The 25,342-nt window shown below is 66.7% G+C and carries 26 protein-coding genes; 12 read left to right on the forward strand and 14 right to left on the reverse strand.

The annotated features are described in order from the left end of the window. Positions 1-16: 16 nt before the first annotated feature. Positions 17-1,624: a methylcrotonoyl-CoA carboxylase gene (locus PA01_17425; protein ID KON80182.1), complete on the reverse strand. Its 1,608-nt coding sequence runs from the start codon at positions 1,622-1,624 to the stop codon at positions 17-19. Beyond that, complete coding sequence (locus PA01_17430) at positions 1,624-2,796, reverse strand: isovaleryl-CoA dehydrogenase (GenBank protein KON80183.1); 1,173 nt, start codon at positions 2,794-2,796, stop codon at positions 1,624-1,626. The genes PA01_17425 and PA01_17430 overlap by 1 nt, the downstream gene beginning before the upstream one ends. A gap of 163 nt (positions 2,797-2,959) precedes the next feature. Between PA01_17430 and PA01_17435 the strand changes: the two genes are divergently transcribed. Continuing rightward, positions 2,960-4,039 carry an AraC family transcriptional regulator gene (locus PA01_17435; GenBank protein ID KON80184.1) on the forward strand — a complete coding sequence of 360 codons (1,080 nt, stop codon included), beginning with the start codon at positions 2,960-2,962 and terminating at the stop codon, positions 4,037-4,039. On the opposite strand, the gene PA01_17440 is transcribed toward PA01_17435, so the two are convergent. The 3 genes from PA01_17440 to PA01_17450 all read right to left on the reverse strand — a co-directional run bounded on the left by PA01_17440 (position 3,994) and on the right by PA01_17450 (position 5,622). Then, complete coding sequence (locus tag PA01_17440; GenBank protein ID KON80185.1) at positions 3,994-4,482, reverse strand: SRPBCC family protein; 489 nt, start codon at positions 4,480-4,482, stop codon at positions 3,994-3,996. The genes PA01_17435 and PA01_17440 overlap by 46 nt on opposite strands. Positions 4,483-4,510: 28 nt before the next feature. Then, positions 4,511-5,203, reverse strand: a complete 693-nt coding sequence (locus tag PA01_17445; protein KON80422.2) for a hypothetical protein — start codon at positions 5,201-5,203, stop codon at positions 4,511-4,513. Positions 5,204-5,310: 107 nt separating this feature from the next. After that, complete coding sequence (locus PA01_17450) at positions 5,311-5,622, reverse strand: hypothetical protein (GenBank protein KON80186.1); 312 nt, start codon at positions 5,620-5,622, stop codon at positions 5,311-5,313. A 224-nt stretch (positions 5,623-5,846) separates the two neighbouring features. Between PA01_17450 and PA01_17455 the strand changes: the two genes are divergently transcribed. From PA01_17455 to PA01_17465, 3 genes are all read left to right on the forward strand, one after another. Beyond that, positions 5,847-6,494: a phosphoribosyltransferase family protein gene (locus tag PA01_17455; protein KON80187.1), complete on the forward strand. Its 648-nt coding sequence runs from the start codon at positions 5,847-5,849 to the stop codon at positions 6,492-6,494. Positions 6,495-6,599: 105 nt separating this feature from the next. Further along, positions 6,600-7,205 carry a chromate transporter gene (locus PA01_17460; GenBank protein ID KON80188.1) on the forward strand — a complete coding sequence of 202 codons (606 nt, stop codon included), beginning with the start codon at positions 6,600-6,602 and terminating at the stop codon, positions 7,203-7,205. Further along, positions 7,202-7,753 carry a chromate transporter gene (locus PA01_17465; GenBank protein KON80189.1) on the forward strand — a complete coding sequence of 184 codons (552 nt, stop codon included), beginning with the start codon at positions 7,202-7,204 and terminating at the stop codon, positions 7,751-7,753. Before PA01_17460 ends, PA01_17465 begins: the two co-directional genes overlap by 4 nt. Positions 7,754-7,786: 33 nt before the next feature. On the opposite strand, the gene PA01_17470 is transcribed toward PA01_17465, so the two are convergent. From PA01_17470 to PA01_17480, 3 genes are all read right to left on the reverse strand, one after another. Next, on the reverse strand, positions 7,787-8,596 hold the full coding sequence (locus PA01_17470) for an enoyl-CoA hydratase-related protein (protein ID KON80190.1): 810 nt from the start codon (positions 8,594-8,596) through the stop codon (positions 7,787-7,789). Positions 8,597-8,662: 66 nt separating this feature from the next. Beyond that, positions 8,663-10,492: an acyl-CoA synthetase gene (locus tag PA01_17475; protein ID KON80191.1), complete on the reverse strand. Its 1,830-nt coding sequence runs from the start codon at positions 10,490-10,492 to the stop codon at positions 8,663-8,665. Positions 10,493-10,494: 2 nt separating this feature from the next. Then, positions 10,495-11,673, reverse strand: coding sequence for an ABC transporter substrate-binding protein (locus PA01_17480; protein KON80423.2), 1,179 nt, complete (start codon positions 11,671-11,673; stop codon positions 10,495-10,497). 171 nt (positions 11,674-11,844) lie between these two features. On the opposite strand from PA01_17480, the gene PA01_19180 reads away from it, so the two are divergent. The 5 genes from PA01_19180 (at position 11,845) to PA01_19185 (ending at position 15,844) form a co-directional block, all read left to right on the forward strand. Beyond that, positions 11,845-12,636, forward strand: coding sequence for a LuxR C-terminal-related transcriptional regulator (locus PA01_19180; protein ID KAI5912365.1), 792 nt, complete (start codon positions 11,845-11,847; stop codon positions 12,634-12,636). A 159-nt stretch (positions 12,637-12,795) separates the two neighbouring features. Further along, positions 12,796-13,179 (forward strand): DoxX family protein, encoded by a 384-nt coding sequence (locus PA01_17490; GenBank protein ID KON80192.1) that lies wholly within the window; start codon positions 12,796-12,798, stop codon positions 13,177-13,179. 57 nt (positions 13,180-13,236) lie between these two features. Then, a complete protein-coding gene (locus PA01_17495; protein ID KON80193.1) occupies positions 13,237-14,670 on the forward strand; it encodes a cytochrome ubiquinol oxidase subunit I in 1,434 nt (477 codons plus the stop codon). A gap of 5 nt (positions 14,671-14,675) precedes the next feature. After that, complete coding sequence (gene cydB / locus PA01_17500; protein ID KON80194.1) at positions 14,676-15,683, forward strand: cytochrome d ubiquinol oxidase subunit II; 1,008 nt, start codon at positions 14,676-14,678, stop codon at positions 15,681-15,683. Continuing rightward, positions 15,683-15,844, forward strand: coding sequence for a DUF2474 family protein (locus tag PA01_19185; GenBank protein KAI5912366.1), 162 nt, complete (start codon positions 15,683-15,685; stop codon positions 15,842-15,844). Before cydB ends, PA01_19185 begins: the two co-directional genes overlap by 1 nt. Before the next feature lie 157 nt (positions 15,845-16,001). Here PA01_19185 and PA01_19190 read toward each other — a convergent pair whose 3' ends face one another. The 5 genes from PA01_19190 to PA01_17525 form a co-directional block, all read right to left on the reverse strand. Beyond that, positions 16,002-17,555, reverse strand: a complete 1,554-nt coding sequence (locus tag PA01_19190; protein ID KAI5912367.1) for a diguanylate cyclase — start codon at positions 17,553-17,555, stop codon at positions 16,002-16,004. Between the two features lie 198 nt (positions 17,556-17,753). Then, positions 17,754-17,933 (reverse strand): EAL domain-containing protein, encoded by a 180-nt coding sequence (locus PA01_17510; protein ID KON80195.1) that lies wholly within the window; start codon positions 17,931-17,933, stop codon positions 17,754-17,756. Next, a complete protein-coding gene (locus PA01_17515; protein KON80196.1) occupies positions 17,885-19,327 on the reverse strand; it encodes an exonuclease domain-containing protein in 1,443 nt (480 codons plus the stop codon). Before PA01_17515 ends, PA01_17510 begins: the two co-directional genes overlap by 49 nt. 90 nt (positions 19,328-19,417) lie before the next feature. Continuing rightward, positions 19,418-20,848, reverse strand: coding sequence for an aldehyde dehydrogenase family protein (locus PA01_17520; protein ID KON80197.1), 1,431 nt, complete (start codon positions 20,846-20,848; stop codon positions 19,418-19,420). Positions 20,849-21,075: 227 nt separating this feature from the next. Next, complete coding sequence (locus PA01_17525) at positions 21,076-22,239, reverse strand: NnrS family protein (protein KON80198.1); 1,164 nt, start codon at positions 22,237-22,239, stop codon at positions 21,076-21,078. A gap of 171 nt (positions 22,240-22,410) precedes the next feature. Here PA01_17525 and hyi point away from each other — a divergent pair, with 171 nt between their 5' ends. Then, positions 22,411-23,244, forward strand: a complete 834-nt coding sequence (gene hyi / locus PA01_17530) for a hydroxypyruvate isomerase (protein ID KON80199.1) — start codon at positions 22,411-22,413, stop codon at positions 23,242-23,244. 130 nt (positions 23,245-23,374) lie between these two features. Continuing rightward, positions 23,375-23,635 carry an outer membrane protein assembly factor BamE gene (locus PA01_17535; GenBank protein ID KON80200.1) on the forward strand — a complete coding sequence of 87 codons (261 nt, stop codon included), beginning with the start codon at positions 23,375-23,377 and terminating at the stop codon, positions 23,633-23,635. Here PA01_17535 and PA01_17540 read toward each other — a convergent pair. Next, positions 23,613-24,533 carry an EamA family transporter gene (locus tag PA01_17540; protein ID KON80201.1) on the reverse strand — a complete coding sequence of 307 codons (921 nt, stop codon included), beginning with the start codon at positions 24,531-24,533 and terminating at the stop codon, positions 23,613-23,615. The genes PA01_17535 and PA01_17540 overlap by 23 nt on opposite strands. 203 nt (positions 24,534-24,736) lie before the next feature. On the opposite strand from PA01_17540, the gene PA01_17545 reads away from it, so the two are divergent. Next, positions 24,737-25,222 carry a TerB family tellurite resistance protein gene (locus PA01_17545; protein KON80202.1) on the forward strand — a complete coding sequence of 162 codons (486 nt, stop codon included), beginning with the start codon at positions 24,737-24,739 and terminating at the stop codon, positions 25,220-25,222. The last annotated feature ends 120 nt before the right edge of the window (positions 25,223-25,342 follow it).

Consider the following 25,342-nt stretch of genomic DNA (forward strand, 5'->3'; position numbering starts at 1 on the left):
TGTTTTTCTCCTCCCCTTACATCCGGAACAGGCCGAACTTCGTCTGCGGGATCGGCGCGTTCAGCGTCGCCGAAAGACTCAGCCCGAGCACGCGCCGGCTCTGCGCCGGGTCGATGACGCCGTCGTCCCACAGGCGCGCGGTCGCGTAGTACGGGTGGCCCTGGACTTCGTACTGCTCGCGGATCGGCGCCCGAAAAGCTTCCTCGTCTTCCTTGCTCCACGTGCCGCCTTTCGCTTCGATGCCGTCGCGGCGCACGGTCGCGAGCACGCTCGCCGCCTGTTCGCCGCCCATCACCGAGATACGGCTGTTCGGCCACATCCACAGGAAGCGCGGACTGTACGCGCGGCCGCACATGCCGTAGTTGCCGGCGCCGAAGCTGCCGCCGATGATCATCGTCAGCTTGGGCACCTGCGCGGTCGCGACCGCGGTGACCATCTTCGCGCCATCCTTCGCGATGCCGGCGTTCTCGTACTTGCGCCCGACCATGAAGCCGGTGATGTTCTGCAGGAAGATCAGCGGGATGCCGCGCTGCGCGCACAGCTCGACGAAATGCGCGCCTTTCTGCGCCGATTCGCCGAACAGGATGCCGTTGTTCGCGACGATGCCGACCGGATAGCCGTAGAGCTGCGCGAAGCCGGTCACGAGCGTCGTGCCGTAGCGCGACTTGAATTCGTCGAAGCGCGAGCCGTCGACGATGCGTGCGATCACTTCGCGCACGTCGTAGGGTTTGCGCGTGTCGCTCGGGATGATGCCGTAGATCTCCTCGGGGTCGTACAGCGGCTCGTCGCCGCCGCCGAGGTTCATGCCGACTTCTTTGACGCGGTTCAGGTTCGCGACGATGCGCCGTGCGATGTAGAGCGCATGCGCGTCGTTCTCGGCGAGGTGGTCCGCGACGCCGGAAATCCGCGTATGCACGTCGCCGCCGCCGAGATCCTCGGCGCTGACGACTTCGCCGGTCGCCGCTTTCACGAGCGGCGGCCCGCCGAGGAAGATCGTGCCCTGGTTCTTGACGATGACTGTCTCGTCGCTCATCGCCGGCATGTACGCGCCGCCCGCGGTGCACGAGCCCATCACGACTGCGATCTGCGGGATGCCGAGCGCGGACATGTTCGCCTGGTTGTAGAAGATGCGGCCGAAGTGCTCGCGGTCCGGGAACACTTCGTCCTGCGTCGGCAGGTTCGCCCCACCCGAGTCGACGAGATAGATGCACGGCAGATTGTTCATCTGCGCGATCTCCTGCGCGCGCAGGTGCTTCTTCACCGTCATCGGGAAGTAGCTGCCGCCTTTCACCGTCGCGTCGTTCGCGACGATCATGCATTCGAGCCCTTTGACGCGACCGATGCCGGCGATCACGCCGGCCGACGGGGCGTCCCCGTCGTACATGCCGTATGCGGCGAGCTGGCCGATCTCGAGGAACGACGTGCCGGGGTCGAGCAGATGGTTGACGCGGTCGCGCGGCAGCAGCTTGCCGCGCGCAGTGTGCTTGTCGCATGGCGCCGGGCCGCCGCCGAGCGCGACTTCGGCGGCTTTTTCGCGCAAGTCCGCGACGAGCCTTTTGAGCGCCGCGGCGTTCGCCCGGAACTCGTCGCTGCGGGGGTTGATGTTCGACTTGATGACGCTCATCACAGCGTCTCCGCGAACAGTTCGCGCCCGATCAGCATGCGGCGGATCTCGCTCGTGCCGGCGCCGATTTCGTACAGCTTCGCGTCGCGCCACAGGCGGCCGACCGGGTACTCGTTCGTGTAGCCGACGCCGCCGAGGGCCTGGATCGCCTCACCGGCCATCCACGTCGCCTTCTCGGCCGAATACAGGATCGCGCCGGCCGCATCCTTCCTGAGCGTGCGCGAGTGGTCGGTGCGGTCGCAGGCCTGGCCGACCGCATAGACGTACGCGCGCGTCGCCATCCACGTCGAGTACATGTCGGCGAGCTTGCCCTGCATCAGCTGGAATTCGCCGATCGGCTGATTGAACTGCTTGCGGTCGTGCAGGTACGGGACGACCGCGTCCATGCACGCGGCCATGATGCCGAGCGGCCCGCCGCACAGCACCGCGCGCTCGTAGTCGAGGCCGCTCATCAGCACCTTCACGCCGCCGCCGACCTGGCCGAGCACGTTCTCTTCCGGCACTTCGACGTCGTCGAAGAACAGCGGGAAAGTATTCGAGCCGCGCATGCCGAGCTTGTCGAGGTGCGTGCCGTGCGTGAAGCCTTTCATGCCTTTCTCGACGATGAACGCAGTGACTCCCTTCGGCCCCGCGTCGAGGTCGGTCTTCGCATAGACGACGAGCGTGTCGGCGTCGCCGCCGTTCGTGATCCACATCTTCGCGCCGTTGAGGACAAAGCGGTCGCCTTTCCTGTCGGCGCGCAGCTTCATCGACACGACGTCCGACCCGGCGTTCGGTTCGCTCATCGCCAGCGCGCCGACGTGCTCGCCGGAAATCAGCTTCGGCAGGTATCTCTTCTTCTGCGCGGCGTTGCCGTTGCGGCGGATCTGGTTCACGCACAGGTTCGAGTGTGCGCCGTACGACAGGCCGACCGACGCCGACGCGCGCGAGACTTCCTCGAGCGCGATGATGTGCGCGAGGTAACCCATGTTCGTGCCGCCGTATTCCTCCTCGACGGTCATGCCGTGCAGGCCGAGCTCGCCGAGCTTCTTCCACAGATCGGCCGGGAATTCATTCACCCGGTCGATCTCGGCCGCGCGCGGCGCGATCTGGTCTGCGGCGAAAGCCTGGACGGTGTCGCGCAGCATCTCGATCGTTTCGCCGAGGTTGAAGTTGAGGCTCGGAATGTTCATGGGGGTCTCCTCGTTCCTTGTCGATGGCGTTGTTTCGGGACGTCGCGCGAATCAGTATGGACGGCTCGCGGCGAAACGTCGTAGCCCGTAAGAGTAGGCCGCGCGACGAGGCAGCAGGCGCCAAGGTGGTTGCAAATCCTGCCACACCCCCTAATATCGCCGCATGGCTGCGACCCTTCCTCCGATTCCCGATCCCACGCACGGCCCGGCGGCTACACCGATTGCGTTCATTCGCGCGATCGTCGCGGCATACCGCCGCTACGGCATCAATCCCGCCAATGCGCTGCGGCAGGCACAGATTGCACCGGCGGCGCTCGACAACTCCGACGCGCGGGTGACGGCCGCGCAGATGGAGCTGATCTCGGCGATCGCAATGCAGGAGCTCGACGACGAAGCGCTCGGGTGGTTTTCGCGCCGGCTGCCGTGGGGCTCGTACGGGATGCTGTGTCGCGCGTCGATCACGTCACCCGACCTCGGCATCGCGATCAAGCGCTGGTGCCGCCACCATCGGCTGCTCACCGACGACCTCCTGCTGCACCTCGGCGCGCAGCGCGACGTCGCGCACGTGCGGATCGACGTACGCCGCTACCTCGGCGAGATGCACGAGTTCTGCCTCGTGACGATCCTGCGCTACCTGCTCGGCTACGCGTGCTGGGTCGTCGACTCGCGCATCCCGCTGCTCGGCGCGCGCTTCCCGTTTCCGCCGCCGCCGCACCGTTCGGTCTATCCGCTGCTGTTCCAGGGCCCGGTCCAATTCGACGCCGAGCAGGCCGGGATCAGCTTCGACGCGCAGTACCTGCGCCTGCCGCTGCGGCGCGACGAGGCGGCGCTGCAGCAGATGCTGCGCCGCGCGTTGCCGCTGACGGTGCTGCAGTACCGCCGCGACCGCCTGCTCGTGCAGCGCGTGCGCCATCTGCTGCGCGAACGCCTCGACGAAGGCGCGACCGCGGAGACGCTCGCCGAACGGCTGCACCTGTCGCCGCGCACGCTGCACCGCCAGTTGGAAGAGGAAGGCGCGTCGGTGCAGCAGTTGAAGGACGAAGCCCGCCGCGAGCACGCCGTCGACCTGCTGAACCGCACGAACCGCTCGATCAAGCAGATCGCGCTCGCGACCGGTTTTCGCAACGAGAAGAGCTTTTCGCGCGCATTCCGGCAATGGACCGGCGACACGCCGACCGCCTTCCGCAGTCGTCGGGGTCACGCGGAGCCGCCGGCCTGCGGGACGGCGCGGCTGCCGAGGTGACGCGCGAGGCCGACGCCGCCGGCGTGCATCATCGCGACGTGGTTCCAACGGAAGAGCGGTTTCGCCAGCAGGCCGAGCCGATTCATCCAGCGGCGCACGGTGTGCACCTGCCACTCGTAACGCACCGTGGTGAAAGGCGCGTCGCGACCGAGATGGCAGCGGCCGACGCCTTCAAGGTCGCCGTCGACTCGGCCTTCGATCAGACGAAAGGGTTCGATCCGCGTGACGCGGGTGACGATCGTCAGGCGAAACGGCAGCATGCTGCGGCAGGTGCAGCGGCGCCGCGCGCCGACTCCGCTCGCGTCGCCGGACGCGAGCGTGACAACCCCCTCGATGCCCGGCCACCAGACGGGCCAGTTCTCGGCGTCGACGATCGCGTCCCACACTGCATCGATCGGCGCGTCGAATCGCCATAGCGTGGTCACATCGTATCGGACGGTCATGTCGCGTGCGGGCGTCGCGGATCGGCTCTCACGGCGCAAAGAACCGTTCAGGGAAACCGACGTCGAGGTCGACGTCGACGAGATCGACGGTTTCGACGGGATCGTCCGCCTCGTCGAAACTTTCGACTCGTCGCGGAAACAGCGTGTCCTGTGCGAGCCATACCCGGTTGCGATGCACGCCGCCGACGGTGACGCCGCCGGCGCCGGCGACCTCGAAACCGATCGCGGACTCGCCGGCGATCGTTCCCGCGCCGAGCGGCGTCAAGCTTCCGTTGGTGCGCAGTGCCTGCAGATTCTCGAAAAGCGCGCCGACGTCGGAGCGATCGACCGTGTGCCCGCGTGGGCTGCGGACCAGCGGATTGTCGGGTGCGAGGCTCAGCGCGGGCGCGAATCCGAAGCCCCACACGAAGCCGAGGCCGAACGTCCACACCCGCACTTTCCGCGCGCCGGGGTCGTAGATCAGCACCGCGCCCCGATGCGGCTCGATGCAGTCGATCCGCACCCAGCCCGGTTTGCGATAGAAGTACTGCATCACCTGCCGGTCGCCGTCGGGTCCGATCGAGTGCAGCGTCGCGCGATAGCTTTGCAGCGCGCGAAAGCGCGCTTCGGCTTCGTCGAGCAGGTCGGCCATCACTTCACTGGTCGTGCGGCGCGCAGCCGGGCCGCGCAGATCCCGGTACGCCCGCAGGTCGCCCCCCGCACGCGCGGCGATGATCTGCACGCCGACGCCTGCATAGGCGTCCGCCGATCATCAGCGTCGCGGCGGCAATGCCGGGGCCGGAAACCGCGCTGCATCTTCCTTTCATCGCTCTCTCCTTTGACTTTGCGTCAGATCCGCTCGCAGACGATCGCGCGCACGACGATCTCGTCCTGACGGAACGTGCACTCGAGTTCCGCGCGGTAGGCCGCCCACCAGTCGCGGTCGAACGCCTCGACCATCACTTCGACGAGGATCATGTCGTCCTTCGCCGTCGTGCCGCTTTGCGCATCCTTCCATAGCCCGAGCGCGGGCGCCTGCACGAATGCGGTGAGCCCGCCGAAGCGCGCGATCAGCTCGCGCCGCACGCCCTCGAACGTGCGCCGCTCGAAGCGCCGGCCGTCGTTGTCGGTGACGGGGATCAGGATCTGGACGAGATGCATCGCGGGGCTCCGACAGCGGTGAACTCCGAAGGTACAACAGGCCGTGCGCGGCTGTCTCGCGCGAGGCACCTGGCGAAATTTCGCGCCGGCACGGGCGAGCGAAACCCTCTCCTTCATCGCCGAACTTCCCCGCCGCGTGCGCGTCGACGCCTGCATGAGATCGCCGCGCCCGGACTCCGCCGGCAAGGGCCGAGAGCCTGGATGCGCGCCGCGAAGGAGACATCATGCAGTTCGCAGACCGAATGGACGCGGCTGCCCAGCTCGCCGCCGCACTCGATGCGTGGCGCGGGAAGCACGCGCTGATCCTCGCAATTCCCCGCGGCGCGGTGCCGATGGGCGCCGCCCTGGCCGAAGCGCTGCAGGCCGAGCTCGACGTCGTGCTGGTGCGCAAGCTCGGCGCGCCGTGGCAGCCGGAATACGCAGTCGGGGCGATCGACGAGAGCGGCTGGTCGTTCATCTCCGATCCCGATGCCGCGAGCGAGGAGTACCTGGAAGGCGAGCGCGCGCGGCAGCTCGAGCGGTTGAAGGAACGGCGCCGCTCGTATTCGCCCCACCATCCCCCGGTCGATCCCGCCGGGCGCATCGTCATCGTCGTCGATGACGGGCTCGCGACCGGGGCGACGATGATCGGCGCGCTGCACGCGGTCCGCAGCAAAGGGCCGCAGCGGCTGATCTGCGCGGTGCCGGTCGGCGCCCCGGCAAGCGTGGAAAAAGTGAAGCCGTACGCGGACGAAGTCGTGTGCCTGTATACGCCGCCGAATTTCATGGCCGTCGGCCAGTTCTATCGCAACTTCGATCAGGTCGAGGATGACGAAGTCGTGGCCTGCCTCGAGCGGTTTCGCGCCAAACCGGGCGCGCAGCCGGCGGACTGAAAGAGGCGCCGCAGCGGGAGGATCGCGCGGCGGGGGCGCGCCAGGAGCATCGTTTGCGATAAGCTCGCGCCTTCGTTTGCCGACCCCCAACTGCCGGAGCCCAAACTGACTTCCCCGCAACCCGCGATCGCGACCCTCGCAGCCGGTCCCGGTCCGCGCTCGCCGCTCGATCTGTTCATCGCTTTCACCATGCTCGCGCTGCAGGGCTTCGGCGGCGTGCTGGCAGTCGCCCAGCGCGAACTCGTCGATCGCCGCGCCTGGCTGACGCGCGAGGAATTCATCGCCGCGTATTCGCTCGCGCAGCTGCTGCCGGGCCCGAACGTCGTCAATCTGTCGCTGATGCTCGGCGACCGCTTCTTCGGCTGGCGCGGCGCATTCGCGGCGATCGCCGGCATGCTGTTCGCGCCGCTCGTGCTCGTGCTGGTGCTCGCGGCGAGCTACAACCGGCTTTCCGATTACCCGGTCGTCGCCGGCGCATTGCGCGGCATGGGCGCCGTCGCCGCCGGGCTGATGCTGGCGATGGGCTTCAAGATGCTCGGCACGTTACGGCGCAACCCGATGGGGCTCGTGCTGTGCGCACTGCTCGGCCTGGCGACGCTCGTCGCCGTCGCGGTGTTGCGCGTGCCGCTGGCGTGGGTCGTCATCGGGTTCGGCGTCTTCGCATGGGGGCTCGCCCGCTGGTGCATCGCGCGGCAGGAGCGGCAGCCATGACGACCGCCTTCATGCTGTCCGACCTGCCGGAATTCTTCCTGCACTTTCTGACGCTGTCGCTGCTGTCGATCGGCGGCGCGATGTCGACGGCGCCGGAGATGCATCGCCTGCTGGTGCACGATCGCGGCTGGCTCACCGACGCGGACTTCACGACTGCGATCGCGCTCGCGCAGGCCGCGCCCGGGCCGAACGTGCTGTTCGTGCCGGTGCTCGGCTTCCAGGTCGCCGGCCTGCTCGGGGCCGCCGCCGCGTTCGTCGGCATCCTGCTGCCATCGACGCTGCTGTCGCTCGGCGTCAGCCGCTGGGGCAGCCGGCGCCGCGACACCCCGGCGGTGCGCGCGTTCACCGCGGGCCTCGCGCCGGTCACCGTCGGGCTGATGTTCTCGTCCGGCTGGGTGCTCGCGCTGCCTTTCGTGCGCGAACCGGCCCACCGCGTCGGCGGCATCGTGCTGATCGCGGCGACAGTGGTCGCGATGCTGCGCACGCGCCTCGCGCCGATCTGGCTGATCGCCCTCGGCGGCGTCGCCGGCGCGCTCGGCTGGGCCTAGGCGCGGCGTTCACCGCCGACTCCGTTCGACCTCTCAACGTCCGTGGAAATGCGGCTCGCGCTTTTGCATGAACGCGCGCGGGCCTTCGCGCGCATCTTCGCTCGACAATACGCTTCGCTTGCTCTCGTCCTCGAGGCGATACCCCTCGCTGAGCGGCAGCCCGCTCGACGCGACCACCGTGCGCTTGACCGCCTGCACCGCGAGAGGCCCGTTTTTCGCGATTCGCTCGGCCAGCGCAAGCGCTTCCGGCATGACCTGCGAGGCGGGCACGACTCGATTCACCAGCCCCATGCGCCAGGCCTCGTCCGCTGCGAGCGCCTCGCCGGTGAGCATGATCTCCATCGCATGGCAGTACGACACCTGCCGCGGCAAACGCACCATCGATCCCGCGAACGGAATCACCGCCCGCTTGACTTCGGGCAGCGCAAACACGGCGTGTTCGGCGGCGATGCGCAAATCCGTGCCGAGCATCAGCTCGAATCCCGCTGCCATGCATGCGCCGTTGATCGCGGCGATCACCGGTTTGTGCAACGGGTACTCGCGCAAGCCTGACGCGGCAAGGATCTCGGGATCCGCCAGCAGCCGATGGTCCCACTCGTCCTCGGGAGCGCGATCGCCGCTCAAAAGCGGAATCGTCCGTGCCAGGTCGCCTCCGGCACAGAAAGCGCGGTCGCCGCTGCCGGTGACGATTGCGACCCGCAACGCGGGATCGCCGGCGAATGCCTTCACTGCATCACCCAAGCGACACAGCATCTCGGGCGTGAGCGCGTTACGCGTTTGCGGCGCGTTCAGGGTGATCGTGGCAATCGCGCCTTGGCAGTGAAACGTGATCGGAAGAGTCATTTGGCCGTCCATTCGTTGGAGGCACAGGCGTATCCCTCGCGCCCTGTGCGCTGATCCCGGAAATCGTTAATCCTGGAAATCAAAAGAAACTGCATAGCGCCCCATGAGCTCGCGTATGCGCGCTTCGAGCTCGGGTCGCAACGCCTTGTCCGCAATCACGAATCGTAAGGCGGGCCCCGACGCGGTTTCCACGGCCGTCGCCTCGACCTTGCCGGCGAGTCCTGCCTCCGCCAGCCGATCCTGGATCACCCGTTGCGTCGCCAGCGCGCGCAGCGCCGGCTTGTACACCTTGCCGATCGCGGTGACCGGGATCGAGGGAATGATGTCGATCCGCCGCGGAAAAGCCGGCCGCTCGGGGATGTGCGGTGCGATGAAAGCGGCCAGCGCCGCTGGGTCGACTTTCGCCCCCGGCTTGAGTGACACGAAAGCCACCGGCAGTTCTCCCGCATATTCGTCGGGTTCGCCGACCGCGGCGGCCATCAGCACGTCGGGGTGCTTCAGCAGCGCATCCTCGATCACCCGCGGGTCGATGTTGTGGCTGCTGCGGATGATCACATCCTTGGCCCGGCCGGTGACGAAGACGCGCCCTTCGGCATCGACATGACCGATATCGCCGGTGATCAGCCAGCCGTCCGCGGTGAACGTCCCGGTGTTGCGCCGCATATCGGTGTAGCCGGGACCGACGTTCGGCCCGCGCACGCGAAGAATGCCCGTCTCTTCTGCCGCACAGGTTCGCCCGTCGTCGGCGACCGCCCTGACTTCGGTGAAAGGCAACGGCAGCCCGCAGGATCCGGGCGTACGCGGGGCGTGAAACGGCTCGATGCTGATGACGCCGGCGCACTCGGTCATGCCGAGAATGTTTCTGACGGGTATGCCGAAGCGACGCTCGAAAGCCGTGGCGAGTTCGGTCGGCAGCGGTGAGCCGCCGGTGAGCAGCGCACGGACGCTGTCGAGGCGAGCCGGGCCCGGATCGGTGTTCATCAGCGACGCGATGACGGTCGGCACCGCCGCGAGCAAACTGACGCGGTGGCGCTCGACAAAAGTCCAGTAGCGCTCGACGAAGCCGGCGTTGCGCATGCCGAGCAGCGTCGGCAGCACGACTTCGCCGCCGGACAGCAGCGTGGACAGGCCGTACACGAACGCTCCGGCGACATGGAACAGCGGGAAGCCGTTGAGCATGACGTCGCGCTCGCTCGTGGCATACATCTGCGCCGCGCCCCAGGCCGCATGAAGCTGGTTGCGATGCGTGTGCTGGGCCAGCTTCGGCGCGCCGGTGGTGCCACCGGTATGAAACAGGGCCGCGAGCGTCGTCGGCCCGACCTGCCGTTCGAACGTGAGCGCCTCGCCCGGCATCGCCGCGACTTCGCTGGCAAGATCGGCCGCGCCTGCGGCTCCTCCCACCGCCAGCACGTGGCGCAACCCCGGGCACTCCGCCAGCAGTCGCGGCACGCGCGACCAGATGTCGAGATCGGGATCGGGTCCGAGCGTCACGAGGATGTTCGCCCGCGCGGCACGGATCAGTTCGCCGATGTGCTCGGCATTGAGCAGGTAGTTGATCGGGCAGACGACGCCGGCCGTCTCGCCTCCCCACAGCGTGAAGTACGCCTCCGGAATGGGGGGGAGCAGCATCGCGATGCGCGGCTCCTCCCCCGCGGCGAGCTTGTGGAAGAGGTTCGCGGTCCGCGTGATCTCGGTCACGAATTGCGCATAGGTCCAGCTGCGGGCCGGAACAGCGGGATCCGCGACGCTGATGAAGGTCAGCGCGTTGCGCTCCGAATGCTGCTTCGCCGCGTCCGCCAGCGCCTCGAACACGCTGCCGTGACGCATGAAATGCTCATACGGCTCGGCCGCGATGCGCGCCACGTCGCGCGCCGTTGAGATGTGGGACGTCCTCATGCTTACTGCGCCTTGCTTGCGGAAATGAGCGTCCACCGGCCGTTCTCGATCGTCACCATCACGCGTGAGCGCGCGTCCATCCCGTTGTGATCGTCGGGAGTCATGGTCATGATGCCGTGCGAAACGGTCAGGTTCTTCGTGCCTTCGAGGGCATCCCGCAGCGCAGCGCGAAACTCGGGCGTACCGGGCGCCGCCTTCGCCAGCGCGCCCGGAACTGCATTGCGCAGCAGCAACATCGCATCCCACGCATGGGCACCGAAAGTGGTTACGGTGTCCTTGCCGAAGGCCTCCTCGTATCGCTGCACATAGTCCGTCGCGACGGTCTTGATTTCCGAGGCCGGCAGTTGCGCTGCAACGAGTACCGGTCCCGCGGGGAGAATCGTCCCCTCCACGTCCTTGCCGCCGACCCGCAGAAAGTCGTTGTTGGCAACGCCGTGGGTCTGGTAGATGGGTCCGTCGTAGCCGCGCTCACGCAAAGTCTTTTGCGGCAGCGCCGCGGGAGTACCCGCGCCGACGACCGCGACGGCGTCCGGCTTGGCCGCCATCACTTTCAACGCCTGCGCCGTGACGCTCGTGTCGGCACGGTTGTACCGTTCGAGCGCGACGATTTTCACGTCGCGCGCGGCGGCGAACTTCTGCAGTTCAGCGAGCCATCCATCGCCGTACGCGTCCGACTGGGCAATCACCGCCAATGCCTTGCCCCCGGCCGCCGCGAAATGCTCGATGATCCCTTCGGCCATCAGCGAATCGTGCTGCGGCGTCTTGAATACCCACTTGCGCTTGTCATCCATCGGTTCGACGATCCGCGACGCGCCGGCGATGCTGATCATCGGCGTTCCCGTGTCGGCGGCCACGTCGATCATCGCGAGCGAGTTCGGGGAAATCGTCGAACCGATGATCACATCGACCTTGCCCTCATCGACGAAGCGCCGCACATTCTTGCTCGCCGTCGTCGGGTCGGACGCATCGTCCAGCACGATGTACTCGACGTTCTGCCCGGCAATTTCCTTCGGGAACAGCGTTACCGTATTTTTCTCCGGGATGCCGAGGGACGCCGCCGGCCCCGTCGTCGACAAGGTGATCCCGACTTTGAGCTGAGCCGCCGCCGAACCGGCGAACGATAGACCCAGAACGGTGATGGCCGTAGCAACAACGGCCCAGCCTGGAACTGTTTTCTTCATCCTTGTCTCCCACTATTATCGGAATGGCAGTCATGAGAGCGCATTCGTCGGCGCAGTCGCCGACCGTGCCGCAGTAGCGACATGAAGCGGTCTCACAGGGCAAGACTAGGCCGGGCACAGAGGTTTGTCTGTCCCCTGCGATGGGGACACGTTTCGCGGGTCCTTCCCCTTATGCAATTGATCTCGCTTCAGAAATCAGTGACTTCCAGTTGCCGCCCCGACGAAAGCGGGGCGCAGGAAGCGCTCATAGGTGTCATCGGTTCGATCGGGGACGCGACGTTCGGCAAGGAGGCACTGGCGCAGCTCAACCGGTGGATGCCCCTTTGCTGGTGGTCTGTTTATCGCCTCTTTGACGATCAGCCCCCGACGCTGCACGCCTCCGGCAGTTTCGGCGTGTCGGACGGCACCCGGGAATCCTGGCGTGTTTACCGCGCGTCGCTGTACCGAAGGGATGAAACGTTCTGTTTGGCCAAGGAGCATCTGCGCGAGGCTGACGCTGCCCTTCTGCACTGGCATGCGACGGAATTTTCGGCACGGCACCGCGAGGCGATCTACTCTCGGCACGGGCTGCGCGAGCGGCTGTCGATCGTTTCCGCACACGACGAATCCGGGCTGACGTCGATCAATTTCTATCGCAACGAAGGACAGCAGGCGTTTTCCGACGATGAAATCGACGCCATCCGGAAGTTCGGACGTCCGCTCCTCGCTTCGGTCAACCGGCACCTGTCGCTGTGTGTAAAGGCCGGGACAGACCATTTTCCGCTGAATGCGCTTACCCGGCGCGAGCGAGAGGTATGTGACCGCATGCTCAAAGGGTGGACTCATGAGGGCATCGCGGCCGACTTGCAGTTGTCTCCGGCGACCGTGAAAACCTACCGAGACCGGGCGTTCGAGCGCCTCGGAATACATCACCGCAACGAACTGTTCGCGCTGGTTGGCGGGCATCTGCACTCGGCCCTCTGAGTCGAATCGGCCGCGCAGTGACCCGGGAAGAGCTTGTTGCCCGCGCTCGTGTCTCGGCACGGTGCGCCGCCCGGCGAATCGACTCGGGCCGGTGAGTCTCCGATTTGTCGTCTAAATATAAGGAACGGTCCCGACCCACGATACGAAGGAGAACAAGTGATGAAGGATTTCACCGTTCTGGCCGGGCGTCTGCTGCTCGCGCTGATTTTCATCGTCAGCGGCTGGGGAAAGATCAAAGGCTACGCCGGCAGCCAGGAGTACATGGAGTCGATGGGCGTGAGCGGTGCGCTGTTGCCGCTGGTGATTTTCGCCGAACTCGGCGGCGGCCTCGCGATCGCGTTCGGCCTGCTGACGCGAATCGCCGCGGTCGGGCTGGGCGTGTTCTGCCTGCTCGCCGCAGTGATCTTCCACACCGATTTCTCGAACCAGATGCAGTTCATCTCGTTCATGAAGAATCTTGCGATCGCCGGCGGCTTCTTCGTCCTGAGCGTCCAGGGGCCCGGCGCGTTCAGCATCGATGCGTGGCGGCAGCGGCGGACCTAGAACGGTACGTCCGGCCTGTCCTCGTTCCGATCGACGGCAAGCTGAAGGGGCTCGACCATGTGGGACATCGACGCGCTGCTGCTCGCCCGGATCCAGTTCGGCTTCACGATCTCGTTCCATATCGTGTTTCCGGCGATCACGATCGGGCTCGCGAGCTACCTGGTCGTGCTCGAAGGCCAGTGGCTGCGCACCGGGCGGGAGGTGTTCCGCGACCTGTACCATTTCTGGTCGAAGATCTTCGCCGTCAACTTCGGCATGGGCGTCGTTTCCGGCGTCGTCATGGCGTACCAGTTCGGCACGAACTGGAGCTATTTTTCCGATTTCGCCGGGGGCGTGACCGGACCGCTGCTCGCCTACGAAGTGCTGACAGCGTTCTTCCTCGAGGCCGGCTTTCTCGGCGTCATGCTGTTCGGCTGGACGCGCGTCGGTCCCGGCCTGCATTTTTTGTCGACGGTGATGGTCGCGGCCGGCACGCTGCTGTCGGCGACGTGGATCCTCGCGTCGAACAGCTGGATGCAGACGCCGGCGGGCTACGAGATCGTCGACGGGCGCGTCGTGCCGACCGACTGGATCGCGGTAATCCTGAACCCGTCGTTTCCGTATCGCCTCGTCCACATGGGCATCGCGGCGTTCCTCGCGACCGCGCTGATCGTCGGCGCATCCGGCGCCTGGCATCTGCTGCGCGGCCGTGACACGCCGGCGATCCGCAAGATGCTGTCGATGGCGATGTGGATGCTGCTCTTCGTCGCGCCGCTGCAGGCGGTGGTCGGGGATTTTCACGGGCTCAACACCCTCGACCACCAGCCGGCGAAACTCGCCGCGATGGAAGGGCACTGGGAGAACAAACCCGGCGAAGGCGTGCCGCTGATCTTGTTCGGCTGGCCCGACATGGAACGCGAGGAGACGCGCTTCGCAGTGGAGGTGCCGCGGCTCGGCAGCCTGATCCTCACGCATTCGTGGGATGGCCAGTTCCCCGGGCTGAAGGAGTTCCCGCGCGAGGACCGGCCGAACTCGACGATCGTGTTCTGGTCGTTCCGCATCATGGTCGGGCTGGGATTCCTGATGATCGCGCTCGGCGTATGGGCGCTGTGGACGCGCTGGCGCGGCGAGCTGTTCCATTCGCGCGCGCTGCTGCGATTCACGCTGTGGATGGGGCCGACCGGCCTCGTCGCGATGCTCGCCGGCTGGTTCACGACCGAAATCGGCCGGCAGCCGTGGCTTGTGTACAACGTGATGCGCACCGCCGACGGCGTGTCGTCGCACGGCGCAGGGCAGCTCACGACGACGCTGGCGCTTTTCGTTGTCGTCTATTTCGTCGTATTCGGCGCGGGCACGGTCTATCTGCTGCGCCTCATCGCGCACGGGCCGGTGACAGACGAAGGGACGGCGCCCGTGCCCGGCGGCCCGGGCCAGCCCCGCACTCCGGCACGACCGCTGTCGGCCGCCCCGGAAGCGGCCGACGACATCACCGCCACGCGCAGCGGAGGCTGAACGACATGGGCATCGATCTTCCGCTGGTGTGGGCCGTGATCATCCTGTTCGGCGTGATGATGTACGTCGTCATGGACGGTTTCGATCTCGGCATCGGCCTGCTGTACCCGTTCTTCCCTCACCGCACCGATCGCGACGTGATGATGAACACCGTCGCGCCGGTGTGGGACGGCAACGAGACCTGGCTCGTGCTCGGCGGCGCCGGGCTGCTCGCCGCGTTCCCGCTCGCGTACGCAGTCGTGCTGAGCGCGTTCTACCTGCCGCTGATCCTGATGCTGCTCGGCCTGATCTTTCGCGGCGTCGCGTTCGAGTTCCGCTTCAAGGCGGACGACGCGCACCGCCACCTGTGGGACAAGGCGTTCATCGGCGGCTCGCTCGCGGCGACTTTCTTCCAGGGCGTCACGCTCGGCGGTTACATCCAGGGCATCGAAGTCGTCGATCGCGCATATGCCGGCGGACCGTTCGACTGGCTCGCGCCATTCCCGCTCTTCGTCGGCGCCGGCCTCGTCGTGACCTACGCGCTGCTCGGCAGCACGTGGCTGATCGTCAAGACGCAGGGGGCGCTGCAGGCGCGGATGATCGCGATCGCGCGGCCACTGACGTGGATTCTGCTCGCCGTGATCGTCGCAATCAGCGTGTGGACGCCGCTCGCCCGCGAGGACATCGCGCAGCGCTGGTTCACGTGGCCGAACCTGCTGTGGTTCGCGCCGGTGCCGCTCCTCGTCGCGCTGACGGCGTGGCAGCTGCTGCAGCGGCTGCGCCGCGCGCCCGACGTCGCGCCTTTCGTGCTGACGCTGTTTCTCGTGTTCCTCGGCTACAGCGGGCTCGGCATCAGCCTGTGGCCGAACATCGTTCCGCCCGGGATCACGATCTGGGAAGCCGCCGCCCCGCCACAGAGCATGGGGTTCACGCTCGTCGGCGCGCTGCTGATCATCCCGCTGATCCTGATGTACACCGCGTGGGGCTATTACGTGTTCCGCGGCAAGGTGGACGAAACGCAGGGCTACCACTGATGCGCGAGCCCGTCGAGGCACGGCGGGTCGCGACGCCGGCCAATCGATGGCTCAGGCGCGTCGCGTGGCTCGTGCTGATCTGGGCCGCGAGCGTCGCCGCAGTCATGGCCATCGCGGCGGTACTGCGCGTCGTGATGCGCTCGGTCGGCTTGGCGCCGTAGCCGAACTGCCGATGCCTGGCGCTTGTGAGCGGGCCCGGCGAGCCGACCAGCCGAGCTGAAAAACCGGCGCGAGTGGGGCCCCGTGAACGACCCCGGCGTCGTTGCGGCTCTCGTCGCCGCGCCGTTTTCCGGGACGGCTCCTTTCTAACGATCCCTTTTAAGCTTTCTGATTGCGCCCCATCTGCTTGGCGCGGTACATCGCCGCATCGGCGCGACCGAGCAGGCTTTCCACGTCATGGCCGTCGTGGGGATACAGGCTGCAGCCGATGCTGCCGGAGATCGTTGCGGACTCGGCTCCGAGTCGGAAAGGCTCGCGCAAAGTACGCAGAATCTTGTTGGCGACGGCTTCAACGTGCCTGCGGTGCGTCGGGCCATCGAGCAGGACCACGAACTCGTCCCCGCCCAGCCTTGCGACCATGTCTTCCTCGCGCACGCAGTTGGTAAGACGCTTTGCAACATCAATCAGCAGCGCATCGCCGCACGCGTGTCCCATCGTGTCGTTGACCGCCTTGAACTGGTCCAGGTCTACGAAGAGCAGCGCAAAGCTTTCATGTTTGCGGTGTGCCCGCGCGATCGCCTGCTTCGTCCTGTCCGTTAACAAGTTGCGGTTTGGCAGGCCGGTAAGCACGTCGTGATCGACGGCGTGTATCAGCTGTTCGGTAAATTTCTGCACCTCCGTCACGTCACGCAACACCGAGACGGCGCCCACCAGTTTGCCAAGGCGGTCAAGTAGCGGCGTAGCCAGTTCTTCGACGAAGTACTTCGCTTTGTCCTTTCCATACAAGACGTATTGCTTCCGTTGCGGCGTTGCTGAATGCAGGCTGTCTTCGAGCGCGGTGGCAATGCGCGCGCCTTGATCGTCGAAGCATTCGAACACTTCATTCGGCGGACGGTGCAGGACATGCTCGCAATGCTGGCCGAAAAGTTGTTCCGCAGCAGGATTGATGTATTCGATGCGACCATCGGCGTCGATCAAGGCGACGCCTTCGCCGATGGAACTCACGGTCGTCTGCAGCCTGTCCTTTTCCTGGAAAAGCCGTTCTTCGGCGCGCTGGTGTCGCGTGACTTCCGCTTCCAGTTCCTGTTTGTCGAACCGAAGACGCAACGAGGTGCGAATCACGCGGTGGAAATTCCAGGCAGAAAACAACATGCCTGCGAGGAAAATCAGCGTCATGACGCCCATCGCCGTTTGCAGCGGCGTCTGCAGTGTCAAATATTGAATGGCAAGCGGCAACAGGGCAGGCAACAGGAACGCCAGGCAGGCTTCCATTCGTGGCGCCAGTACGCTGACGCCGCCTGCGGCCATGCCGGCCAGAACAAAAGCGACGAATACCTGATGCGCGATCGAATCGGGTGGAAACAGCACCCAGCCCGCCGTCCCCCAAACAACGCCGGCTACCGCCGCGCCGATCGAATAGGCAATGTTCCAGAAACGGGCTTCATTCGCGCCGCGTTTGACTTTGCCATAGCGCCATGTAACCAGGACCCGGAGCGCGGTGACGAACAACAGGCAGCCATACCAGGCAAACACAACCGCAATGGGGATAAAGGCGAGCTGGACGTAACTGAGGATCGCGCCGTTGATGACGGTTACGATATAGGCGAGCGGCGCATTCTCATAGAGCAGCCTCACCTGCTCCGCATATAACGGGCCGGGGCTGCGCTTTTCCATGCTCCCGTGTCTGATTTTGTGGAGGAAATCCGGGATCATGATCCGCCTGCGGCAGCCGGCGCGAAGCTGAAAGGGTCGTACATTACCGGCTTGCCAGCCCTATGCGACGGCGCCGCAACAATTGATTACCGATCGCGTACAGGCGCCGCTCAATGCTCCTTGGCGTCGCGGATAAGACCGGCTCGATACTCCGCGCTGCGCCGACGCAGGCGCCGCGAACCTGCCCCTCCCGGCGGTTCAGACCCTTGCGAGCGCCGTCGGGCGACCGAAGAAGACGCCCTGGTAGAGATCGAAGCCGAGCGCGAGACACCGTCGTGCCCGCTCGGGCGTATCGACCTTCTCGGCGAGCAGTCGCGGCCGGCAGAGCCTCAGTCGCTGAACCAGCAGTTCCAGGGTGCGCGGGTCGAGCTGCAGCACGTCGCGAGATCGTGCAAATCGACGACTTTCGCGCCGCGCATCGCTTTCACGAGGATGCGATACGCATCCAGTTCGAAACTCGGCCGCCCCGCTTCGAGGAGCGCGTGTAGATCGACTTCCGACGACGCAGTCCCGAGGTAGCACCAGCTGTCGACGACGTGCATTGCGTCGCCTTCGCGGAGGCCGACCGGACCCGGATACGGCCAGTGCTCGAGCCGCAGGTCGTGCAGCGCGAGCATCAGACGGGCGCCATGCAGCCGCCGCGACTCCTCCCCCGCGCACGCGCCTTTGCAGCGGTGCAGCTGGTGCGTGAAGCAGCGTCCCCCCGCGGCGGGCTTCTCCAGACCGAGCAGCGGCGGACACAGCTGCTGCTCGGTCGCGATCGTGCGCAGCGCCTCGACCGCTGCGCGGCGCGTGCGAAACAGGCCGTAGAGGTGTTCCTGGCGGCCGAAATCGAGATCGCTCGCATGGACCAGCTCCGGCCGCCAGCCGCCGTCGGGTTGCGGCTGGAGTTCCCAGCTGCACAATTCGCGGCTGCGGCGCAGCTTGCGGTTCATCGTCGGCAGCAGCGACTTGATCAGTTCGGCTTCCTTCAGCAACGCACCGATCTCCCCCGCGGTGACGATCCAGTCGATGCGGCGTACCTGCTGCGAAAGCGTCATCTCGCGGCTGCTGCGGTGATCGGCACCGAAATGCGCCAGCACGCGGGTACGCAGGTGCTTGCTTTTGCCGATGTAGAGCGGCAGGTCGTTTTCGCCGTAGAAAAGATAGACGCCCGGCGCGTCGGGGATCGCGTCGATCGCGTCGAAGTCGAGATGCGGCGGCAGCGCCGGGCGGCCGAGGAGTTCGCGCAGCACCGGCTCGAGGTGCGCCGCGCCGAACTGCCGATGCACGCGCTGCCAGAATTGCCACAGCGCCTGCGCATCGCCGAGCGCCCGATGCCGCGCTTCGACTTCCAGCCCGTGCCGCGCGATCAGCGCATCGAGGTTGTGGCGCCGCTCCTGTGGATAAAGGCGGCGCGACAGGCGCACCGTGCACAGCACTTTCGGCCGGAATTCGACGCCGAGCCGCCGGAACGCCGCGCGGATGAAGCCGTGGTCGAAGCGGGCGTTGTGCGCGACGAAAACCCGCTCGTGCAGGCGGTCGAAGACCGTTTCGGCAAGTTCGGCGAAAGTCGGCGCGTCGGCAACCATGCCGTTCGAGATGCCGGTCATTCTTTCGATGTAATCCGGGATGCGGCCAGCGGGCCGCACCAGGCTCGACCACTCGCGCACCCCGTCCTCGCCGACTTCGATGATCGCGATTTCAGTGATCGAGTCGTGCGAGGCCGTCGCACCGGTGGTTTCGATGTCGACGAACGCGAGGCCAGCGGGGCGGAGGAAATCGGGGATCATCGTCGGGCTGACGTAGCGCGTGCGAAGCTGAACGGGCTGTATATATTATCAGCTCGGCAAACGTGCTGCAGCGAGGCAGCGGCACACGGTTCAGCGCTCGGGCCGCAGCTGGATCGCCTTGTACTCGAGGAATTCCTCGAGCCCGTACACGCCGTTCTCGCGCCCGAGTCCCGACTGCCGGTAGCCGCCGAACGGCGCGAGCGGATTCCACGGCGCGCCATTGACATCGACCTGGCCGGTGCGGATGCGGCGCGCGACCGCGAGCGCATGTTCGTCGCTGCCGGCCCACACGCTGCCGGCGAGCCCGTAAATCGAATCGTTCGCGACGCGAACCGCATCCTCGTCGCCGTCGTGCGGCAGGATCACGAGCACCGGGCCGAAGATCTCCTCCTGCGCGACGGTCGCTTTCGGGTCCTCGACGACGAGCACCGTCGGTGCGACGAAGAAACCTTCGCCCGCAGGCGCCGCATCGACGCCGCCGCACGCGAGCCGCGCGCCTTCGTCGACGCCGCGACGGATGTAGCCGACGACGCGGTCGCGCTGCGCCTGCGACACCAGCGGCCCGAGCCGGCTGCCTTCGGCGAGCGCCGGGCCGACCATGAACGACGACGCCGTGGCGGCGGCGAGCTTCGCCGCTTCGTCGAGCTTGGCGCGCGGTACGAGCAGGCGCGTATGCGCCGAGCAGGTCTGCCCGGAGTTCAGCAGGCAGTTCGACACCGTGCCCTTCACTGCCGCGGCGAGATCCGCGTCGTCGAGCACGATCGCCGCCGACTTGCCGCCGAGTTCGAGCGCGACTTTCTTCACCGTCGCCGCGGCAAGCTCGGCGACGCGCCGCCCGGCCTGCGTCGAACCGGTGAAAGACACCATGTCGACGCGCGGGTCCGATGCGAGCACTTCACCGACGACCGGGCCGTAGCCGGTGACGAGATTGAAGACGCCGGGCGGCAGCCCGGCCGCTTCGATGATCTCGGCAAGAATGAACGCGTTGATCGGCGCGACTTCGGACGGCTTCAGCACGACCGTGCAGCCCGCGGCGAGCGCCGGCGCGACTTTCAGCGTGACTTGGTTCAGCGGGAAGTTCCACGGCGTGATCGCGCCGACGACGCCGACCGGCTCGCGCACGACGAGCGAACTGCCGACGCGCGCTTCCCATTCGAACTCGCGGGCGAGCTTCGCATAGTGCTGCCAGCTCGCGAGCGGCCCGCCGACCTGGATCCGCGACGCCATTTTCAGCGGCATGCCGACTTCGTGCGCGATCGCCAGCGCGAGCTCGTCGCTGCGCGCCTGGACGCCGGCGGCGATGCGCTCGAGGTATTGCGCGCGTTCCGCGGGGGACGTGCGCGACCACGCGTCGAACGCGCCGCGCGCCGCGGCGATCGCCGCTTCGGCGTCCGCCGCCACGCCTTCGGGAATGCGCGCATAGACCGACGCGTCGCTCGGGTCGATGACGTCGATGAAGCCGCGGCCTTGCGGCGCGACCCAGCGGCCGTCGATGAAAAGCTTGTCGCGTACCAGAGTCATGGAGCAGTCCTCGCCTAAAAGGAAAACCCGTCGACCGTAACGGGCCGGTAACGTTGCACGCCGGCGCCGCAACAGTAACCGTTCGCCCTGCCCCCTTCGACTTCGCTCAGGACAGGCTTGTCGAAGGGCGCTGCCACAACCGTTCGCCCTGAGCGTGTCGAAGGGTGCTGCCAAGGCTTCGACAAGCTCAGCCCGAACGGTATTCAGCGACCGCGCGCAGCGGCTTTTCAGTGCACCTTGCCGTCGATCCGCGCCTGCAGCAGGAAAGGCGTGTAGCGCCACGCGAGCAGGCCGAAAGCGGCCGCCCAGCACAGCGCCGAGAGGTCGATCCACAGCACGTAGCGGGCGGGGTCGAGCTGCGTCAGCACGATGCGCAGCACGAAGCCCGCGAGCATGATCCACAGCACGAGCTTGTCGGCCGGCTCGAACACCACTTTGCGTCCGGTATGGCCTTTCGAAATACGCACCAGCATCGCCGGGATGACCAGCCCCATCGTGCCGAAAGTGAACACATGCAGCGCCAGCGCCCCGGTCCAGGCCGGCGGGGCCCAGATGTCGAGCGCGGCGAGCAGCAGCTGCACGATGATCGCGAGATAGCCGAGATACATGACCGCAAGATCGAGCCGGCGCAGTCCGAGCTGCGGCTTCCAGAACACGAAGCGGATCGCCAGGAGCAGCGCCAGCGCGCACGAGAGCGTCGCCGCGAGCGACGGCGGCATCAGGCCGGCGAGCGCGAGCGACACCGCGAGCAGCTTGATCGCGGTGTCGAGCAGCGGATGGCGCAACAGCTCGACCTGGAAGATGCCTTTCATGAACTGCGTCAAGGTACGCTCCATCATCACGAGGAACGCGACGCGGAACAGTCCGAGCGCCATCAGCCAGCCGGCGCGGAAGTGCTCAGGGCTCAGGATCAGGTACTTCGCGAGCAGGAAAGCCGGCAGGATCAGCAGGAAGAAGTAGTTGTCGCGACCAAAGCTGTCCGTCGCGCGGTGGCGCACGAGCGTCCACATCAGCATCGCGACGATCGCGGCGAGGAACGCCACATTGGACAGCGCGAACAGCGCCGGCGGCCAGCTTCCGCCGAAAAGCATGCCGATCCGCTCGACCAGCCACAACGCCACCAGCAGCATCAGCGCCGGTCCGTGGTGGCCGCGGATCTGCACCCAGTTCTTCGACGCCGTCAGCAGGAAGCCGCCGATGACCGCCCAGCCGAAGCCGAAGAACATCTCGTGCGCGTGCCATTGCACGCCGGAAAAGCGCGGCGACGGCAGCGCCGCGTGGCCGACGAAGATCGCCGCCCATGCCAGCGGAAACACGATGCCGGACAGGCAGGCGAGGATGAAGAAAGGCCGGAAGCCGACCAGCCATACGGGGTGCGTGGAGAATTTCATGCTCAGCGTCTGGGTGCGGGGCGCTCGTGCGCACCGGAAGGGACGGAAACTGCGAAACCGCGCGGATCATAACCCGTGATCGCGAAAGGGCGCGCGCGGGAATACACTTTATCGCCGCTGCGCTGACCCGCTGCCGCTCGCAACGGGACTGAAACGACTAGGAAAACCTCAATGCCCGGATTTGCCGCGAACCTCACGATGCTGTTCAACGAACTCGACTTCCTCGAGCGCTTCGACGCCGCTGCGCAGGCCGGCTTCCGCGGCGTCGAGTTCCAGTTCCCGTATGCGCTGCCGAAGGAGGCGATCGCCGAGCGGCTCGACCGCGCCGGGCTCGTGCAGGTGTTGCACAACCTGCCCGCAGGCGACTGGGAGCGCGGCGAGCGCGGCATCGCGTGCCAGCCCGAGCGCGTCGGCGAGTTTCAGGACGGTGTCGGATGCGCGATCGAGTACGCGCAGGCGCTCGGCTGCGCGCAGCTCAACTGCCTCGCCGGCATCGCGCCGGCCGGAGCCGATGCGGACACGCTGCAAGAGACTTTCGTCGCGAACCTGCGCTTCGCCGCAGGCAAGCTCGGCGAAGCCGGCATCCGCTTGCTGATCGAGCCGATCAACACCTGGGACATTCCGGGCTTCTATCTGAACCGCACCGCGCAGGCGGCCGCCCTCATCGACGCGGTCGGCTCGGACAACCTTTTCATCCAGTACGACATCTACCACGCGCAGCGCATGGAAGGCGAACTCGGCAACACGATCGCGCGCCATCTGCCGAAGATCGCGCACATGCAGGTGGCCGACACTCCGGGGCGCAACGAACCAGGCACGGGCGAAATCAATTTCGCGTGGCTGTTCGCCCACATCGACCGCCTCGGTTACGACGGCTGGATCGGTTGCGAATACCGCCCCGCTGCGCGCACCCTCGACGGGCTCGGCTGGATCGACGCGCTCACCGCAGCGCCCGGAGGGCTGACTCCCCGCACGAGAGGCGGCGAGGACGCGCAGCTCGCGTGATCGCCCCGGAGTTCGGCGAGCGGCTCCCGATGCGGCGCGGCACGGATGCAAAATACGTGACGCTCGGCTGCACTCCGTGTTACACCGCCGGCAGCGCACCCCACCTGTACCCGCCCCCGGAGATTCGCCGATGCAAACTCTCGCCCGCCTGCTCTGCCTTGCCGCACTCTGCGTGGCCGTGACCGCGTGCAGCAAGGTCACCGTCGAGAACTACGACAAGATCAGGGTCGGCATGACGTACGACGAAGTCAAGCAGCTGCTCGGCGCGCCGAACCGGTGCAGCGACGTGATGACGGTGAAAAGCTGCACGTGGGGCGACGAGAAGCGGCACGTGCAGGTGAGCTTCGTCGCCGACCAGGTGGTGCTGTTCAGCTCCGAGAACCTGCGCTAGCGGCGCGGGCCTGCAGCTGCCTGCCGCGCAGCGCGATCGCGCTGATCAGGCCGAGCGCGACAGCGATGCACAGCATGCCGATGGATTCGGGTCCGCTCGGTCGCTCACCGAGTTCGACCCAGCCGCTCAGCACGCCGACGGCCGGGATCGCGAGCGACGACAGGCCGGCGAGGCCGGCCGGCAGGCGGTCGAGGATGAACACCCACATCAGCCACGCGAGCCCCGTCGCCAGCAGGCCGTTGTAGATCAGCGCGGCGATGAAATACGGCGTCAGGCGCGGCGGCTCGGACGGCAGCCACCACGCGATGACGCACAGCACGAGCGAACCCAGCAGCATCTGCCACGCGGTCAGCGACAGCAAGTCGACCCGGGTGCGGGCGCGCAGCCGCTTGAGCACGATCGCGCTCGCGGCCCACGCGACGCTGCCGAGCAGCGCCAGCATCGTGCTGAAGAGATCCCCCTGCGGTTTGGACGGGTCGAGGATGAAGACGAGCCCGACCAGCGCCAGCGCGACGGCGACCCACTGCAGGCCGCGTACCCGTTCGCCGAGAAACACCCATGCCATCGGCAGCAGCCAGAACGGCATCGCATAGACGAGCACTGCCGTCTTGCCGGCACCGCCGCTAACGAGAGCCCACTGGATCAGCGCCGTGAAGGCGGTCGTCTGCAGCAAGCCGAGCAGCAGCGTCGAGCCGAGAGCGACCGGCCGCAGCGGCTGACGCCGCAGCGCGAGCACCGCGAACAGCGCGAGCGCACCGAACAGCGTGCGGACCGCCGAGAAGTCGAACGGATCGGCATAGCGCATGACGTTCTTCATGACGACCCAGTTGTAGCCCCAGATCAGCGACAGCAGCACGAGGATTGCGGCCGCCAGCTTGAGTTCGAGATTCTTTTTCATTGTCTGCCCTGTTGGAACGCCGTCGCGAGCCTGCCATTCGATGTCTTCGAAGCGCCGGAAACCTGCGCCCTGCTCCCGTCGCGAGCTGGTTGCTCCCCTCCCGCCGCGATGACGCCGCGGCACCTTCACTTCGATGCGGTGTCCCTACGGGAACCGGCCGTCCCCGCGCGCGCCGCCGCCGTCCACCCCGGAGAACTTCGCGAATGCTTCCTACCCTCAACGACCTGTTCCGCTCGCTGTTCGACGCCCCTCCCGCCGCAGACGAACCGGCCAGCCAGCACACGCTGCAGCTGGCCACTGCGGTGCTGCTCGTCGAGGTGATGCGCAGTGACGCGAAGATCGGAGCGCAGGAACGCCACGCCGTGCTCGCGGCGCTGCGTGACAAGTTCGCCCTCGCCGACGACGAGCTCGAGCGCCTGTTCGAGCTGGCCGAAACGCATGCCCGCGAAGCGACCGATTTCTATCATTTCACATCGAAGCTCAACAAGGGCTTCAGCGCCGAACAGAAATTGCGGATCGTCGAGTTGCTGTGGCAGGTCGCGCTCGCCGACGGCCACATCAGTCATCATGAAAACCACCTGATGCGCAAGCTCGGCGACCTGCTCCACATTCCTCACGCCGCTTACGTCGCGGCGAAGCAGCGCGCCCGTCAACACATGAACGTGCCCGACGCGCCAGCCGCGCCGTGAGCGCGCCTCGAGGCACCGCGACGAGGCGTACGCACCGCCATCGTGCATCCTGGCTGCCGGCATGCACCACGGCCGGGATTGCCGCAGTGCGCAGGCCGTGGAAGACAACTCCAAGTTGTT

This window comes from Azoarcus sp. PA01 (assembly GCA_001274695.2).
In the GTDB taxonomy this organism is placed as follows: domain Bacteria; phylum Pseudomonadota; class Gammaproteobacteria; order Burkholderiales; family Rhodocyclaceae; genus Aromatoleum.